The sequence below is a fragment of the Streptomyces sp. NPDC092952 genome (assembly GCF_044754785.1).
Taxonomy (GTDB): domain Bacteria; phylum Actinomycetota; class Actinomycetes; order Streptomycetales; family Streptomycetaceae; genus Streptomyces.
On record NZ_JBIVPT010000017.1, the window covers coordinates 134,014 to 148,672 of the forward strand.

Genomic DNA, 14,659 nt, shown 5'->3' on the forward strand with positions numbered 1-14,659 from the left:
CGGGGATGGCGGAGGCAGGGGCCGGGACCGCGACCGGGCCACCGGTGGTCGGCGGTCGGTGGACGGGGCTGTCGGAGGCGGGTCAGTCCCGTACCAGGCGGGCCAGCCGCTCCGTCCGTCCGGCGAAGACCTTGTCCTGACGGTCCGTCATCTGCTGCAGCGCGTCCTTCCGGTCCCGCCGGGAGAGACGGTCGAGGTACGTGTGGCCGAAGAGGTGGTCGGTCTCGTGCTGCAGGCACCGGGCGAAGTACCCCGTCCCCTCGACGACGAGAGGGGCCCCGTCCTTGTCGAACCCGCGGACCACGGCGCGGTCGGTGCGGGGCACCACCATGGCCGCACCGGGCACGGACAGGCAGCCCTCGTACTCCTCGACCAGTAGGCGGCCGCCCGGACCGGGCAGGTCCAGGACCGGGTTGGCGACATGGCCGACGTGGCGGACTCCGTCGTCGTCCAGGCAGTCGTACACGAACAGCCGCAGTCCGACCCCGACCTGGTTGGCCGCCAGCCCCGCCCCCTCGGCCACGTGCATGGTCAGGAACATGTCGTCGACCAGCGCCGACAGCTCCCGCGTCCCGAACCCGGTCACCTCCTGGCACGGGCGCCCGAGAACCTCCTCGCCCGTCACCGTGACCCTGCGGAACGAACCCCGCCCCGCCTCCGGTGTCAGCGCCGGATACGTGTCGACGGGGCGGCCCTGCACACGGACACGCCGGTCGTCGGGACGGAATCGCTCGGGGCGGACGGACATGGCCGACTCCTCTTCTCGCACACCGCTCTTCCCGCGCACACCGCAGGAGAGGCACAGGACCGTCACGGCGGACGGCTCCAGCGGGGAACACCGCTTGCCAACTGCTTTGCAAAGTAACAGACTTTGCAAAGTGACAGTGGATGATCAGAACACTCCGAACGCTTCGACCGGCCGGAGCGTTCGCGCCGACGCCGCGCTGCCCGAGCACGAGGTCCGCACGGCCCTGCTCGCCCTGCTCGCCGAAGTCGGTACGGCCACGGCGACCGAGGCCGCCGCCCGGCTGGGCCACAGTTCCGGCCTCTGCTCGTTCCACCTCCGTCAACTCGCCCGGCACGGGCACATCGAGGAGGCCCCGCATACCGGGGGTCGGGCACGGCCCTGGCGGCTCCGACGGGACGCCCCGGACGTCCCGGACTCCGACGCCGGCGGTGGCGGCTTCGGCGATCTGGCCCGGGGGCTGGAGGACGAGAGCTGGCAGCGGTGGCTGGACCGGCGGGACACCGTGCCGCCCCGGTGGCGCCATGACGAGGCCTTCAGCGAGGTCGCCTATCTGACACCCGAGGAGATGGGCCGGGTCGCGGACGCGGTCCGGCGGGCACTGGCGCCCTACCGGGACCGCGAGCAGCGCCCCCTGGCCCGGCCCGGTGACGCCCGACCCGTCGCCCTCATCGCCCGTCTGTTCCCCCTGCTGCCCCACCCGGAGGGCGGACCGCCGGAGCCCTGAGCGCACCCGGCCGCCGCACCTCGAACATCCGACCACGCACTCCGGTGCCGTGACCGGTCGGCCGCCGGCCGTCGTTACGGCTGCAGAGTTCTGCAATTGGTGACTTCGCCCAACCGGTGCACGGTCGGCGGCGAGGGGACGGGGGACAGGCATGAGGGACACGGGAGGTCGGCCGCTGTGCTGGGGCGCCGGGGAGGGGTGGGTGTGATGCCGTCCCTGCCCGCGCCCCGCACCAGTCTTTTCTGGGACCTGCCGCCGGTCCCAGGGTCGGTGCCGGTGGCCCGGGACCGTAGTGGCCGATGGCTGTCCGGGGCCGGGTTCGCGCCGGGCTCGGCGCTCTTCGGCGCGGCGCTGCGGGTGGTGGCCGAACTCGTCTCCAACGCGGTGCTCCACGCGGGCCGTTCGCCGGACGTGCGCGTCGGCCTGGTCCTGGAGGGCTACCTCCTCACGATCACCGTCCGGGACAGGGACCCGCGCCCGGTGCCCCTGACAGGCCTCGCTCCCCGGCAGGGGCTCGCGGTGGTGACGGCCCTCGCGCACGACTACTGCGGCGATGTGCGGACCGAACCCGCCGACGACGGGCCGGGGAAGAGTGTCGTCGTACGGTTCGCGCTGCTCGGTGCGGTCGACTGAACTGGGCCCGGCCCGCCGATGGCCCCGACCCCGCCGTGTCCGGCCGGGGTTGTCCCGCACGTTCGACCTGCGGAGCGGCCCCGGCCCGGTCGTCCGGCGGGGGCTGGTGGTTCGGCGGTGCCGGCGGAGTCGTGGTGCCCGTTCTCGGCGGGGCTCTGCCCGGCACGTCGTGCGGGTGATGGTGGAGGCGGACTCCGGTGCCCGGGGCTGGACAGAGCGCTTCGGTGCGGGAGCGGCCGTTGCGCGAACGACCTGCCCCGCCCCCTGCCCCTTATCGCCCTATTTGAAGTCTTGATTATCTGTGGGGCGGCAGTGAGGCTTGGCCGCGTTCACTTTCCGACCGCACGGTGTCACGAGGAGGAAGAACATATGCGTGTCCAGGGATTGAAGCGGGCGGCGGCCGGTGTCGCGGTCCTGTCCGCGGTCCTGCTGGCCGGAGCGTCGGGCCCGGCATCGGCCGCCCCTGCTCCGGCCGCCGGGGCGGACTTGTCGCGGTGCACGGCCGCGGGCAGTCTCTGCGTCTGGGAAGGGGCCTTCACCGGCCGGTGGGCCCTGTACGAGGACCTCGGCACCGCGTGCGTGACCGCCCCGTTCGGCGTACTGGCCACTGTGAACATGACGGACCGGAGGGTGGAGTTCTACCGGACCGCCGACTGCACGGGCACTCCCGCCCACAGCGAGCCCTCCCTGGGCCTGCACTCCTGGACGAGTGCCGGGGCCCTCTACAGCTTCCGGGCCGTCTGACCGGACCGCCCCCGCACCGGCACCACCCCACCGGACCCGCACCGGCACAACGCCTCACGGCCTTCCCCCACGTGCCGCCCACGCGGACGAGGTGACCGGACACCCCCACTGCCCCGGGCCCGGCCGCAGGCATGTCCGCCCCCCCACACACAGGTGCCCGCAGGGGCGATTTCGCCTGTACCGACCGCCGTGCCGCCCGGCCGGGACGGTGGAAGGGACGCACTCCGGGTATCCGCCGGACCGGCGGATTCTGGCACGACGACAGCCCCGGGCAGGGGCGGGTCCGGGAAGCGGCACCACGTGGTGCCGTCGAGGTGGGGGAACATGCGCACGCTGCGTCCGTTGCAGGATCTTGGTCTGTCCGCAGGTGCGGAGGCCGTTTATCTCACGCTTGTGGAGCGGGGCCCGCAGACCCCGGACGAGCTCACCGGGGGGCCGGGGCCGGCGGGAGTGCCGCCCGGCGGGCTGTGGGACGCCGTTGCCGAGTTGAGTGCGATCGGCCTGGTGTCCCGTGTGGGGGGCAGGCTGACCGCCCAGCCGCCGCGGTCGGTGTTGGAGGCGGTCGCGGAGCGGCGTGCGCGGCAGGCCAGGATCGCCTACGAGAGTGCCACGGCTCTGTCGCGGTACTGGCTCGATCACACCGCCGGGGCGGGCTACGTGGAGGTCGTCGACACCTCCGAGCGGCGCGGGGAGGTCCAGTCGTGGGTGCACGACGGGGCCGTGTCCCAGGTGCGCGCGCTGTCGATCGGGCCGGTGGGCGGGGGTGAGCGGACACCGGAGGTCGGTCCCGGCACGCTGGACGCGTTGGGGCGGGGGGTCGCCTACCGGGTGGTCTACAGCGTCGACATCCTGCAGGACCCCAAAGCGCTGGATGTGGCGCACGCATGTGTCGCCCGGGGGGAGCAGGCCCGGGTCTTTCCCGATGTCGCGCTGAATCTCCTGGTCTGTGACGACCGGTTCGCCGTGGTCTCCGTCGCCGCCCCGAACCGCACGGGGCACCACAGCGTCGTCGTGCAGCCGTCCGGGCTGCTGGACGGGCTGGTGGGAGTGTTCGAGTCGTACTGGCAGCTCGCCGTCCCGCTTCCGCGGGCCGGGGAGGCCGTCACCAGCGAGGCGGGCCCGGAGGAGCGGCAGTTGCTGAGCTGTCTGAGTGCGGGGCTGACCGATGAGTCGATCGCCCGTGAGTTCAAGGTGAGTGAACGTACCGTGGCCCGGCGGATCGCCCGTCTCCAGGAGATGCTCGGTGCCAAGACCCGCTTCCAGCTCGGTGTCCAGGCCAGCCGTCGTGGCTGGCTGTGACCCCGCTCCGCACACCCCCCCCCCGTGCCCGCGCCCGCGCATCCGGGTGTGGGGGCCCGGATGCGCGGGGCGGGAGTCGGTCCGCCGGGGTGGGGCGATGACTGCTATTCGGCGTCGGGCTTGACGAGGTCGGGGAGTTTGGCTTCGAAGAGCTTGTCGAAGGTGAGGGCGGGCAGGATGTGTCCCTGGTTCGGTGCCTGGTTGGCTATGTCCGCGCCCCAGCTGGAGGTGTTGTAGCGCTGGGTGGGTGTGCCGTGGTGGCCGGAGCTGGTGAAGCTGCAGTCGCCGACCTGGTAGAAGGACTTCTCGGCCTTCAGGACGCGGGCCGCGTTCAGGGATTCGCCGCGGGAGTGGGTCAGGTAGTACGTGCCGAAGGCGTCCGCCATGAGTTCGGTGCGGCGGGTGGCTTCCGGGCCGGTGAGGTCGCTCTCGAAGAGGTTCTTCTGGTACTGGACGTGGTGGCCGAATTCGTGGCCCAGGATGCCGCGTGGTGCGATGTCGCCCAGGTTGACCTTGGTCATGCCCTGCAGGATGCCGTCGCCCATGATGATGCGGTCCGTGATGCCGAGTGGCTGCGGGTCGTCCTTCTCGCTGTAGGCGAAGGCGTTGAAGGTGAAGATCGGGTTGGCGCCGCCCCGCAGGATCGGTTCGGAGCCGACCAGTTCGATGAGCATGTCGGCCAGGTCGAGGTTCTCCTGCGGTGTGCCGCCATAGAGCACGGACAGGGTGCGCGAGAGCCGGTCGGGGCTGGCGAAGACGTCCGCGCCGTGCATGGGGATCAGTTCGATGCGTGCGGAGTCGATGTCCCAGAACCTTTTGAGGTTCTTCATCTCGGAGTTGAGCTGCTGGGTGTACTCACCGTTGACGCCGAACGTGTTCGAGGGTGATTCCTTGCCGTAGATCAGCGCGTCGTAGGTGGGCATGTCGAACCCGCCGAAGAGCGAGAGGATGAAGATGTTCCACGGGTCCTGGGCGCCGTCCAGGAGGGCGTTGGCGTACTGCGACAGTTCGGTCGTCTCGCACCGGTAGTCGCCCGGGTCGATCGCGCTGTCGCGGATCTCCTGCCACTGCCCGTCCTGCAGGCCGTACTTGGCCTTCGCGGCGTGGAGGCGGGCCTCCCAGTCGGCGGGCAGTTTCGCCAGGATCCGGTCGACGACGGCCTGGTGCTGCGGGTCCATGGAGGAGAGGTCCAGAGCGGCCCGCGGCGACTGTCCCGCCGTGGCCGTGACGCCGGTCGTGTCAGCCGCGTGCGCGGGAAGCGTCATGCCAAAGCCACAGGTCGCGGCGATGACCAGGCTCGCTGCCACGGACAGGGTCTTCTTCACGAGGTCTCCTTTCGGGGGCGCCCGGGACGAGGGCGCCCGAGGGCGACGCCCAGTCTGCGGGCCCGGCCACCGGATCAAGAACAGATGGTCACTGTCCGAAACCGGCATGTCTGGAACCTGACAACCCCGTCCGCCCGGACAGCCCCACGACCAGCCCGTCCAGGACCGGCCCGCCTGTCCGGGATCGGCCGGTGCGTCCGGGTCCTTTCGGTGGTGCCCGGGAGCTGTACGGTGCCGGGCCCGGAAGGGGGCCGCACCACCCCGCCCGTATGCCGGGCCGTGCCGGTCCGGGAGTGGGGAATGTGTCAACTGCCGTTAATGCAGGGCCTGTTGACGACTCTTGCTTGCCGCTGCTGTAATCCACTCGCCTTTGGAAACAGTGTTCTGCACCGCGGAACAGAGGAAGGGTGGGGTCGGATGAAGCTCGGCAGGATCACGGCGGTCACGGCGGTCGCGGCCGCGATGCTCGTCGGGAGCGCGGCATCGCCCGCCGCGGCCGCGGCGGACTGGACGCGGACCGCGCACTACGAACGGTGGACCGGGTTCAACGCGCTGGAACGCGGACAGGGCGTGGCGACGGACGGAACGTACTTCTACTACGCCGGACCCGGCGGGATGGTGAAGGCCGCCGTCGCGAACGACTCCGAGACCGCCTCGTCGCCAACCCCCATTCCCTGGGACATGTACACGGCGTACGGCAGCGACCACATAGGCGACGTGGAGTACTACGGCGGTTACGTGATCGCCCCGATCGAGGACGGCAGGAACGGCTACCAGCACCCGCTGCTGGCGCTCTACGACGCCGGCAGCCTCGGCTACACGGGCCGCTACGTGCAGCTGCCCCTGGACCGGATGCCGGGCGGGGTGCCGTGGGTCGCGGTGGACGCGGCGGCCGGGCTCGTCTACACCTCGCCCTGGGATCACGATGCCGCCCGGGGTACGGACGTCCTGGTCGCCTACCGTCTCGAGGATCTGCTGAACCTGCCGGCCGGCTCGGTGCTCCCCGTGGCGCGGACGGTGAAGCTCTCGCAGCCGCTGAGCCGGATCCAGGGCGCCGCGATGTGGCAGGGCAGGCTCTACGCCTCCGTCGACGACAAGGCGAAGTCCGTCTACTCCATCGACACCGGCTCCGGCCAGGTCGCCTACGAATTCCACCAGGACGTGGAGCCCGGGGACGAGGTCGAGGGCATCGCCGCCTGGGACTTCGGCCCCTCGGGCGGCCAACTGCACATCGTGAACGTCGGATCGGGCTGGAAGTCGATCTTCCTCTACCTCCAGCACTACACCCGCAACGGCTGAACCGCCCGGCCCCGCGGCGCCGTTGCCGCCCGCCCCGCCTGCCCGGGCGCTGTCACCCGCCCGGGCGGGCGGTGGCCGGTTCGGCGGCGATCCGGTCCAGCAGTGTGTCCAGGAGTACCGGATAGGCGCTGTGCGGCATCCGGGCGGCCAGCAGGGGAGCGGTTGCCGCGATGTTCGGATGCGTCCGGGCGGGCAGCCGGGCGTAGATGGAGTCCCACATGTCCTCGTCCGCCCCGCGGGCCTCCTCGGGCAGGGCCAGCGCCCCCGCGTCGAGCGCGGCGAACGCGAGGGCGAGATCGATGAACGCGTGGTAGAAACGGACCGCCGCCCGGTCGGACAGCCCCCTGCCCCGCAGGATCCCCAGGACCGTCTCGTCCACCGCGATCTCCCGTGGCCGCCCGCTGACCCGGCTCGCGGTGAGGACCGCCGCCTGCGGATGGGCGAGATAGGACGAGTGCACCGCGAGCCCGAGCGCCCGCAGGTCCGCGCGCCAGTCACCCGCAGCCTCCCACCCCTCCAGCGCCCGCCCCATCAGCTCGTTGCCGATCGCCCGGGCGAGATCGTCCATCCCCGCGAAATAGCGGTACAGCGTACTGGGATCCGCCCCCAGCGCCGCCCCCAGCCGCCGGGCCGTCAGCCCGCCGCTCCCGTGCTCCCGCAGCACCCGCAGCGCCGTCTGAACGATCAGCGACTCCGAGAGCACCGCCCCCTGCCGCGTAGGCCTGCGCCTGCGGCGCGCTTCCTCGGGCACCACCTTTTTGGCCATCCCGTGCACCTTCCCGACCCGCACCACCCTTATGCCAACGCGGTTGACCTTATCGTGAGGCGTGTTGTTGCATCGGGGCCACCTCCGGGGGCGTCCGCCTCCCGGAAGAAAGGCTCTGACATGCGAGTGCTTCTCGTCGGCGCAGGCGGCGTCGGCACCGCCGTGACCCGGATCGCGGCCCGCCGGGACTTCCTGGCCCACATGGTCGTCGCCGACTACGACCTCACACGTGCCCAGGCCGCCCTGGACGCCCTGGGCGCACACGGCGGCCGCTTCAGCGCTCTGCGTCTGGACGCCTCCGACGAGGAAGCGGTCCGGCGGGCGCTGGTCGACCACCACTGCGACGTCCTCCTCAACGCGACCGATCCCCGGTTCGTGATGCCCCTGTTCCGTGCCGCTCTCGCCGCCGGGACGCACTACATCGACATGGCGATGTCGCTGTCCGTCCCGCACCCCTCCCGCCCCCACGAGCAGTGCGGCGTCAGACTCGGCGACGAGCAGTTCGCCCTCGCCGCGCAGTGGGAGGACGCCGGCCGCCTGGCCCTGGTCGGCATGGGCGTCGAACCGGGACTCTCCGACGTCTTCGCCCGCCACGCCGCGGACGAACTCTTCGACGAGATCGAGGAGATCGGTATCCGCGACGGCGCCAACCTGACCGTCGAGGGCCACGGCTTCGCCCCGTCCTTCAGCATCTGGACCACCATCGAGGAATGCCTCAACCCCCCGGTCGTCTACGAGAAGGACCGCGGCTGGTACACCACCGCACCGTTCAGCGAGCCCGAGGTCTTCGACTTCCCCGAGGGCATCGGCCCCGTGGAATGCGTCAACGTCGAGCACGAGGAGGTCCTGCTCGTGCCCCGCTGGGTCGACGCCCGGCGCGTCACCTTCAAGTACGGCCTGGGCGACGACTTCATCGACAAGCTCAAGGCCCTGCACGAACTCGGACTGGACTCCACCACGAAGGTCACCGTGCCCGGCGACGACGGACCGGTCCACGTCTCCCCGCGCGACGTCGTCGCCGCCTGCCTCCCCGACCCCGCCACCCTCGGCGACCGGATGACCGGCAAGACCTGCGCCGGCACCTGGGTCAAGGGCACCAGGAACGGCGAACCCCGCGAGGTCTACCTCTACCACGTCGTCGACAACCAGTGGTCCATGCGTGAGTACGGCTCACAGGCCGTCGTCTGGCAGACCGCGATCAACCCGGTCGTCGCCCTCGAGCTGCTCGCCACCGGCACCTGGTCGGGCAAGGGCGTCCTGGGTCCCGAAGCCCTGCCCGCCCGGCCCTTCCTCGACCTGCTCACCGCCTACGGCTCTCCCTGGGGCATGCGCGAACAGGGCTGACTCCGACCACTCAGCCGAGCGACCGCCGGACCGCCCGGCTGCCGGACACGGGCCGGGTACGGGGTGCGGGGCGCCGCCGGGAGCGGCCCCCGCCCCCTTCGCCCGCCCCCGCGCCCCGTGCCCAGTCCGTCCCCGGCCCGGCGGGCACGGCGTGCCGCCACGGCGCGCGCCCGGACGGGCCGGACCGTAACGTTGGCCGGGGGGTACCCGAGACGCGCGGGGCACGGACCCCGCCCCCGGGCGGGAGAACCCCCGGCGGGAGAACACCCCCGGAGGTGGGGGCAGCACACAGCCGAAGGAGCGATCCCAGGTGAAGGCCGCACGCTATTACGACCGTGGTGACATCCGTATCGAGGACGTCCCGGAGCCCGCTGTCCTGCCGGGCACCGTGGGTATCGACGTCGCGTACTGCGGGATCTGCGGCACCGACCTGCACGAGTACCTCGACGGGCCGATCTTCGTCCCGCCGGCCGGCCACCCGCACCCGGTCTCCGGCGAATCCGCGCCCGTCACGCTCGGCCACGAGATGTCCGGCACCGTGTACGCGGTCGGCGAGGGTGTCGACGACCTGGAACCGGGCGACCGCGTCGTCGTCGAGCCCTACATCCTGCGCCCGGACGTCGACACCAGCGAGAACAACCCGACCTACCACCTCTCGCCCGACATGAACTTCATCGGACTCGGCGGCCGGGGCGGCGGACTCGCGGAGAAGATCGTCGTCGAACGCCGCTGGGTCCACCCGGTCGGCGACGTCCCCCTCGACCAGGCGGCGCTCATCGAACCGCTCTCGGTCGGCTACCACGCCTTCCAGCGCTCGGGCGCCAAGGCGGGCGACTTCGCCCTTGTCGGCGGCGCCGGCCCCATCGGCCTGCTCACCTGCGCGGTACTCAAGGCCATGGGCATCCAGGTCGCGGTCAGCGAACTCAGCCCGCTGCGCAGGCAGAAGGCCCTGGACACCGGGGTCGCCGACCACGTCATCGACCCGGCCACCACCGACGTCACCGAAGAGGTACGCCGCCTCACCGGCGGCAGGGGAGCGGACGTCGCCTACGAGGCCACCTCCGTCAACGCGGTCCTGGACACCCTGATGGACGCCGTCCGGCCCGGCGGCGTCATCACCGTCATCTCGATCTGGGGCAAACCCGCCTCGCTCGACATGCACAGACTCGTCCTCAAGGAGATCGACCTGCGCGGCACCATCGCCTACGTCAACTCCCACCCGCAGACCATCGAACTCGTACGGGAGGGCCGCGTGGACCTGGCCCCGTTCATCACCAGCACCATCGGTCTGGACGACCTTGTCACCGAGGGCTTCGACACCCTGATCCACCACAACGAGACAGCCGTCAAGATCCTGGTCGACCCCCGCGCCTGACACCGCACCTTCCCACCCCGGCCACGGCGACCGCCCGCCCGTCCTTCCGGCAGCCCACCGCCCCGGAGAGCGGGCGCCCGCCCGGCCCCTCAACAGCCGGGACCGCCGGAACGACGATTCGGCAGCCGTCGTCAGTGTGGTGCGCCGCCCGCCCACGCCAGGATCTCTGCGGCGCCCTGGCGGACAGCAGCCTCCCCGTCCCGGGCGAGCCGCACGCAGACTGCCGCGATGCCGGGCGCGCCGTCCGGTCCCGCCAGGACGTCGTACACCCCGGCCTGTATCCAGTCGGCATGGCTGTCGTCGGCCTCGGCGAGCGCCCGGGCGACGAGCCGCATCACGGCCACCGTCCCCACCCGGGCCAGGGCCTCTGCCGTCCGACGGGTCACCGCCGTGTCCCCAGCGTCCAGCAGCAGCCCTGCCAGCGCTTCCGCGGCCTCGGGAACCTCAGGGTGGGAAGCAAGGACCTGCCCGGCACGGGCACGTCGCGGCCACGAGGGGGACGAGGCCCCGGCCAGAGCCGCCTCCACCTCGTTCGTCATCCCCGGCACGACCGTACGGTCTCATGCCCCACGCCAGGACCGGGCAGGAACCGGACCCGCCCACGACCGACGAAGGACACCGAAGCACCCGAATGAGGCCTCCGGCTTGACCTTGACACGGTGACAACGCTTTCACTCGGGGCAGGAGGTGGTTCCGATCAACCCGACCCGCACCACCGCACAACAGTCCCCGCAGACCGCCGCTCTGTGGGCTGGGACGCCCTCGGTCCGGCTCCGGGCTGCCTTGGCGGCCGGAGCAGACCCCGACCCCGCCCTCCTGGAGACCCTCGTCGAGCGGTGCGCGGCCGAACCCGACTTCTTCGTACGGGACATGCTTTCCTGGGCACTGACCCGACTCCCACGGCAGGCCGTCCTGTCCCGGATCCGCGAGGAGCTCGGCTCCGCACACCCCCAGGCCCGTAGCCAGGCCCTCCACACACTCTCCAAGATCAACGACAGGGCCGCCTGGGCCTGGATCACCGACGCCCTGCTGCGCGACCCCGACGACGAGACCGCGCGTACCGCCTGGCGCACCGCGGTCCTCCTCGTCCCCGAGGGTGAGGAGGAGAACCTGGCCGGCGAACTGGCCCGGCAGCTCGGCCGGGGCGACCGCGACGTACGCCTGAGCCTGAGCCGGGCCCTGGCCGGTCTCGGCGAGGCGGCCTCACCCGCACTGGAACGGGCCGCGAAGAGCCCCGACCCGGAGACGGCCGCACACGCCCGGGCCACCGAGATCCTCCGGAAGGACCCGCGGACCGGCTTCGACGCGGCCGTCGAGGCGGCGAAACGCGAGACGAGCCTCGGCCCCGAACGCGCCGCCACCGCCACCGCCACGGCGGCAGCGGCCACGGGAACGGCAACGGCCACCAGGACGCCCGGGACCACGGACCACTGACCGGCGCACCCCCGACTGCCGCCCCTCGCGTATTCGGCCAGGTCCGATCACTTCATGCCATTCACCGACAACCCGCCCACAAGGAGCGGCCTGCCCCACTACACAGGAAGAGCGGGTGGCCGAACCGCTTCCCGGCGTACTGACGGCTGGTCTGTGGTGGAGGTCGAAACGGTTGCTGAGTATCAACGTGGCGGTGCTGCTCGCGGTCGTCGTCCTTCTCCGGCTGCGCCGCCGTACCCAGGCCCGCAGCCGTTCCGACGAGAAACTGACCGTCGTCCTCGTCCTGGCACTCGGCATCCTCCTGGCTCCCACCCCGGTGGGCCAGGGCGCCCTGGCCGTGCTGGGGCAACTGTCCAGCGGCATCACCCGGGCCGCCCGGTGACCCCTCGCAGGCGCCGTCCCAAGGTGGTGCGACGGCGTACCCCGGCCCGCACCCGCCCCACCCCCCGCCGTGGCCGTCGGCCGCGGCGGCGGGCGGGGGAGGGGGCGGCCGGTCTCCTCGTGGCCGCGGTCCCGGCCGTCGCCGTGGCGGTCACCGCCGTCCACTGGCTGCTGGCCCACTGGTGGATCCTGATCGTTCTCGGCGCCCTCGCCCTGTCCGTCTGCGGTTTCCTGCTCCACCGGAAGCGGGAGCGGGCCCGGTGGGAAGCGGCCCGTGCTCGGGGCCTGCGCTACGGTCTGGCCCAACTGGACGCCCTGCACCACACCCGGTTCGAGGACGCGGTACGCGAGTTGATGCTCCGTGATGGTTGCCGGGATGCGGCCCGTGTGGGCGGTGGCGGTGATCTGGGCGCCGACGTGAAGGCCACCGATCCTTACGGGCGGCGCTGGGTCATCCAGTGCAAGCACCGCCGCGCCGGTCTGTCCGGTTCTGCTGTGGGTACTCCGGATTTTCAGGTCCTCAACGGTACTGCCCGTCAGGTCCATGGCGCCGATGTCGCGGTGATCGTGACCAACGGCCGGGTCACCGCCCCCGCCGTCGCCTTTGCCCGGCAGCAGCGTCTCCACGTCGTCGACCGCCATGTTCTTGGTGTGTGGGCTGGGGGTGGGGTTCCTTTGTGGGTGTTGCTTCGTGGTGTGCCTCCGCCTCGCGGGTCTGCGCTGCCTTCCTGAGTGCCGCCACCCCGTCCGGACCCGTCGGGCCGGCGCGGGCACGGATGCGGATGCGGGTCCGGGCAGAGTGGTGTGCGTTGGTTTGTGTGGGTTAGTTGTTGGTGGCGAAGCGCATGAGGGCGTGTTCGTTGCCCTGTTTGATTTTTCCTGTGGTGTTGATGACTTCGAGTTTCCAGGTGCTGCCGGTGCGTGTGGCTTTGGCTACTGCGCAGCCGTTGTGCTGGGTGAGGAGGCTGGGCCAGATGTCGGCGACCTGTTCGGTGGTTCCTCCGGTGGCGTCGTAGACCTTGAAGCTGATGTTGCGTGCTTTTTGGAAGGAGCTTCCTTTTTTGTAGGCGGCGGCGACGAACACGATGGAGGTGATGTTGGGGGGTATTCGTGCGAACTCGACGGTCACTGTTTCGTCGTCGCCGTCGCCATGGCCGGTCTGGTTGTCGCCGCTGTGGGTCAGGGAGCCGTTGCCCATGGGGTCGAGGGAGTCGAGTCCTGCCAGGCGTACCGGGTCGCCGTCCTGCATCGCGATGGCGATCAGGTCGAGGTCGGTGCCCGATTTGCGGCGGAGCATTCCCATCATTCCACCGCTGCTGCCCGCGGTCGGGTCCCAGGACACTCCGATGGAGAGGTGGGTCACTCCGTCCAGGTCGGCCGGTCCGTCTTCTTTCGTGAGCGTGATCATGGGTGAATCATCCTTTGCACCGGGAACGTCTGACACACCGAGTGTGCCTTGCGCCCTTTCCGGCGCCCGCGGACCACCGGGACAGGCCCGCGGGTTACTGGGACAGGGTGAGCAGTTCGTCGAGTGCTGGTCCCTCGCCGCCGCTGCCGAGGTGGGCGATGGCTGCGAAGGGGGCGATCACGCGGCTCCAGGCGTGGAGCCGGTCGGTGTCGAGTCCGCATGCCGCTGCGATACGTGTGCAGCGGGTCTGGATTCCTTCGAGTCCGGCGCCTGCCACGACGTGGTCGACGGCGTCGAAGCACGGGTCGCCGATGCAGGCTTTCGGGTCGATGGCCATGAGGCCGTGTCCGGGGCCGGCGTCGAGGACGTTGCCCGGGTGCAGGTCGCCGTGGAGCAGTACCGTGGTTGTCTGTGTGTCCAGCAGCCGTTCGCACCGCTGGACGGCTCTGTTCCAGGTGGTGGTGTCCATCCGTGCGCCGACCGCGGGTTCGGACAGACGTCTGCCGACCCGGGTGAAGGCCTCCTCGCACCGTTCGCGCAGCACGGGTACCGGTGCCGGCGGGGAGGGTACCTGGTGCAGGGCGGCGAGGAGTTCCGCCCATGGTTGTGCGAGTGCGGCGGCGGGCAGGTTCTGTGCCGGTGTTCCGGGCACGATCTCTTCCAGTACCATCGCGCTGGCTTCCTCGTCGAGGGCCAGTACGGAAGGTACCCGGCCCGAGGGAGCGAACCATCCCAGCGCCCGGGCCTGTTGGGCCAGGAGGGCACGTTCCGGGGTGATTTTCAGTACCGCGGGTGTGCCGTCGGGCCAGCGGCACCGCAACGTGATGGACGAGGCGCCGTCTTCCGGGAGGGGTCCGCCGAGCACGAGTCCCCACCGGGACGCCAGCCCCGCGACGAGGTCCGGCGCGCCGGCGCACCATTCGGCGGCCCTGGGGCCGAACCGGCGTACCAGCCGGGCGGTGACGCTCTCCATGTCCACCGGCAGTCGTTCCATGCGGGGCAGTGTGCCCGGTGAGCGGCCCCGTGTCACCAGGCCCGGGCCTGGGTCCTGGTGGTGCGGGGTGTGCCCGCGGTCGGGGTGGAGGGGTGGGGTCTGTGGTGGGGTTTGTGTCGGGTTTGGGGGGTGGGGTGGGGTTTTTGTTGGTGTGCCTCGCCTCCGTCGTGGTGGGTGGGTGGGTG

At 71.3% G+C, this 14,659-nt stretch carries 16 protein-coding genes; 10 read left to right on the top strand and 6 right to left on the bottom strand.

Annotated features, from left to right (window positions below):
• Positions 1-82: 82 nt before the first annotated feature.
• Positions 83-748 carry a peptide deformylase gene (def, locus tag ACIQGQ_RS30205; protein WP_402401587.1) on the bottom strand — a complete coding sequence of 222 codons (666 nt, stop codon included), beginning with the start codon at positions 746-748 and terminating at the stop codon, positions 83-85.
• A 130-nt stretch (positions 749-878) separates the two neighbouring features.
• On the opposite strand from def, the gene ACIQGQ_RS30210 reads away from it, so the two are divergent.
• The 4 genes from ACIQGQ_RS30210 (at position 879) to ACIQGQ_RS30225 (ending at position 4,148) form a co-directional block, all read left to right on the top strand.
• Positions 879-1,472 (top strand): ArsR family transcriptional regulator, encoded by a 594-nt coding sequence (locus tag ACIQGQ_RS30210; protein ID WP_402401590.1) that lies wholly within the window; start codon positions 879-881, stop codon positions 1,470-1,472.
• Positions 1,473-1,679: 207 nt separating this feature from the next.
• The gene (locus tag ACIQGQ_RS30215; RefSeq protein WP_402401593.1) at positions 1,680-2,105 is read left to right on the top strand and encodes an ATP-binding protein; all 426 of its coding nucleotides are present in this window, start codon (positions 1,680-1,682) and stop codon (positions 2,103-2,105) included.
• 369 nt (positions 2,106-2,474) lie between these two features.
• Positions 2,475-2,849 carry a hypothetical protein gene (locus ACIQGQ_RS30220; RefSeq protein WP_402401595.1) on the top strand — a complete coding sequence of 125 codons (375 nt, stop codon included), beginning with the start codon at positions 2,475-2,477 and terminating at the stop codon, positions 2,847-2,849.
• Between the two features lie 324 nt (positions 2,850-3,173).
• A complete protein-coding gene (locus ACIQGQ_RS30225; protein ID WP_402401598.1) occupies positions 3,174-4,148 on the top strand; it encodes a LuxR C-terminal-related transcriptional regulator in 975 nt (324 codons plus the stop codon).
• A gap of 104 nt (positions 4,149-4,252) precedes the next feature.
• Here ACIQGQ_RS30225 and ACIQGQ_RS30230 read toward each other — a convergent pair whose 3' ends face one another.
• The gene (locus ACIQGQ_RS30230; protein ID WP_402401601.1) at positions 4,253-5,473 is read right to left on the bottom strand and encodes a hypothetical protein; all 1,221 of its coding nucleotides are present in this window, start codon (positions 5,471-5,473) and stop codon (positions 4,253-4,255) included.
• Between the two features lie 417 nt (positions 5,474-5,890).
• Here ACIQGQ_RS30230 and ACIQGQ_RS30235 point away from each other — a divergent pair, with 417 nt between their 5' ends.
• Entirely contained in the window at positions 5,891-6,772 is an 882-nt protein-coding gene (locus tag ACIQGQ_RS30235) for a hypothetical protein (RefSeq protein WP_402401603.1), read from the top strand.
• A gap of 52 nt (positions 6,773-6,824) precedes the next feature.
• On the opposite strand, the gene ACIQGQ_RS30240 is transcribed toward ACIQGQ_RS30235, so the two are convergent.
• Entirely contained in the window at positions 6,825-7,538 is a 714-nt protein-coding gene (locus ACIQGQ_RS30240) for a TetR/AcrR family transcriptional regulator (RefSeq protein WP_402401606.1), read from the bottom strand.
• A 120-nt stretch (positions 7,539-7,658) separates the two neighbouring features.
• Here ACIQGQ_RS30240 and ACIQGQ_RS30245 point away from each other — a divergent pair, with 120 nt between their 5' ends.
• Both ACIQGQ_RS30245 and ACIQGQ_RS30250 read left to right on the top strand, forming a co-directional pair.
• The gene (locus tag ACIQGQ_RS30245) at positions 7,659-8,882 is read left to right on the top strand and encodes a saccharopine dehydrogenase family protein (protein WP_402401609.1); all 1,224 of its coding nucleotides are present in this window, start codon (positions 7,659-7,661) and stop codon (positions 8,880-8,882) included.
• Between the two features lie 310 nt (positions 8,883-9,192).
• The gene (locus tag ACIQGQ_RS30250; RefSeq protein ID WP_402401612.1) at positions 9,193-10,257 is read left to right on the top strand and encodes a 2,3-butanediol dehydrogenase; all 1,065 of its coding nucleotides are present in this window, start codon (positions 9,193-9,195) and stop codon (positions 10,255-10,257) included.
• Positions 10,258-10,388: 131 nt separating this feature from the next.
• Here ACIQGQ_RS30250 and ACIQGQ_RS30255 read toward each other — a convergent pair whose 3' ends face one another.
• Positions 10,389-10,796: a hypothetical protein gene (locus ACIQGQ_RS30255; RefSeq protein ID WP_402401615.1), complete on the bottom strand. Its 408-nt coding sequence runs from the start codon at positions 10,794-10,796 to the stop codon at positions 10,389-10,391.
• Between the two features lie 157 nt (positions 10,797-10,953).
• On the opposite strand from ACIQGQ_RS30255, the gene ACIQGQ_RS30260 reads away from it, so the two are divergent.
• The 3 genes from ACIQGQ_RS30260 (at position 10,954) to ACIQGQ_RS30270 (ending at position 12,804) form a co-directional block, all read left to right on the top strand.
• Positions 10,954-11,691: a HEAT repeat domain-containing protein gene (locus tag ACIQGQ_RS30260; protein ID WP_402401634.1), complete on the top strand. Its 738-nt coding sequence runs from the start codon at positions 10,954-10,956 to the stop codon at positions 11,689-11,691.
• Positions 11,692-11,863: 172 nt separating this feature from the next.
• Positions 11,864-12,073: a hypothetical protein gene (locus ACIQGQ_RS30265; RefSeq protein ID WP_402401618.1), complete on the top strand. Its 210-nt coding sequence runs from the start codon at positions 11,864-11,866 to the stop codon at positions 12,071-12,073.
• 119 nt (positions 12,074-12,192) lie between these two features.
• On the top strand, positions 12,193-12,804 hold the full coding sequence (locus tag ACIQGQ_RS30270; RefSeq protein ID WP_402401621.1) for a restriction endonuclease: 612 nt from the start codon (positions 12,193-12,195) through the stop codon (positions 12,802-12,804).
• 91 nt (positions 12,805-12,895) lie between these two features.
• Here ACIQGQ_RS30270 and ACIQGQ_RS30275 read toward each other — a convergent pair whose 3' ends face one another.
• Positions 12,896-13,480, bottom strand: a complete 585-nt coding sequence (locus ACIQGQ_RS30275; RefSeq protein ID WP_402401624.1) for a TerD family protein — start codon at positions 13,478-13,480, stop codon at positions 12,896-12,898.
• Positions 13,481-13,574: 94 nt separating this feature from the next.
• On the bottom strand, positions 13,575-14,453 hold the full coding sequence (locus ACIQGQ_RS30280) for an aminoglycoside phosphotransferase family protein (RefSeq protein WP_402401637.1): 879 nt from the start codon (positions 14,451-14,453) through the stop codon (positions 13,575-13,577).
• Positions 14,454-14,659: the final 206 nt, after the last annotated feature.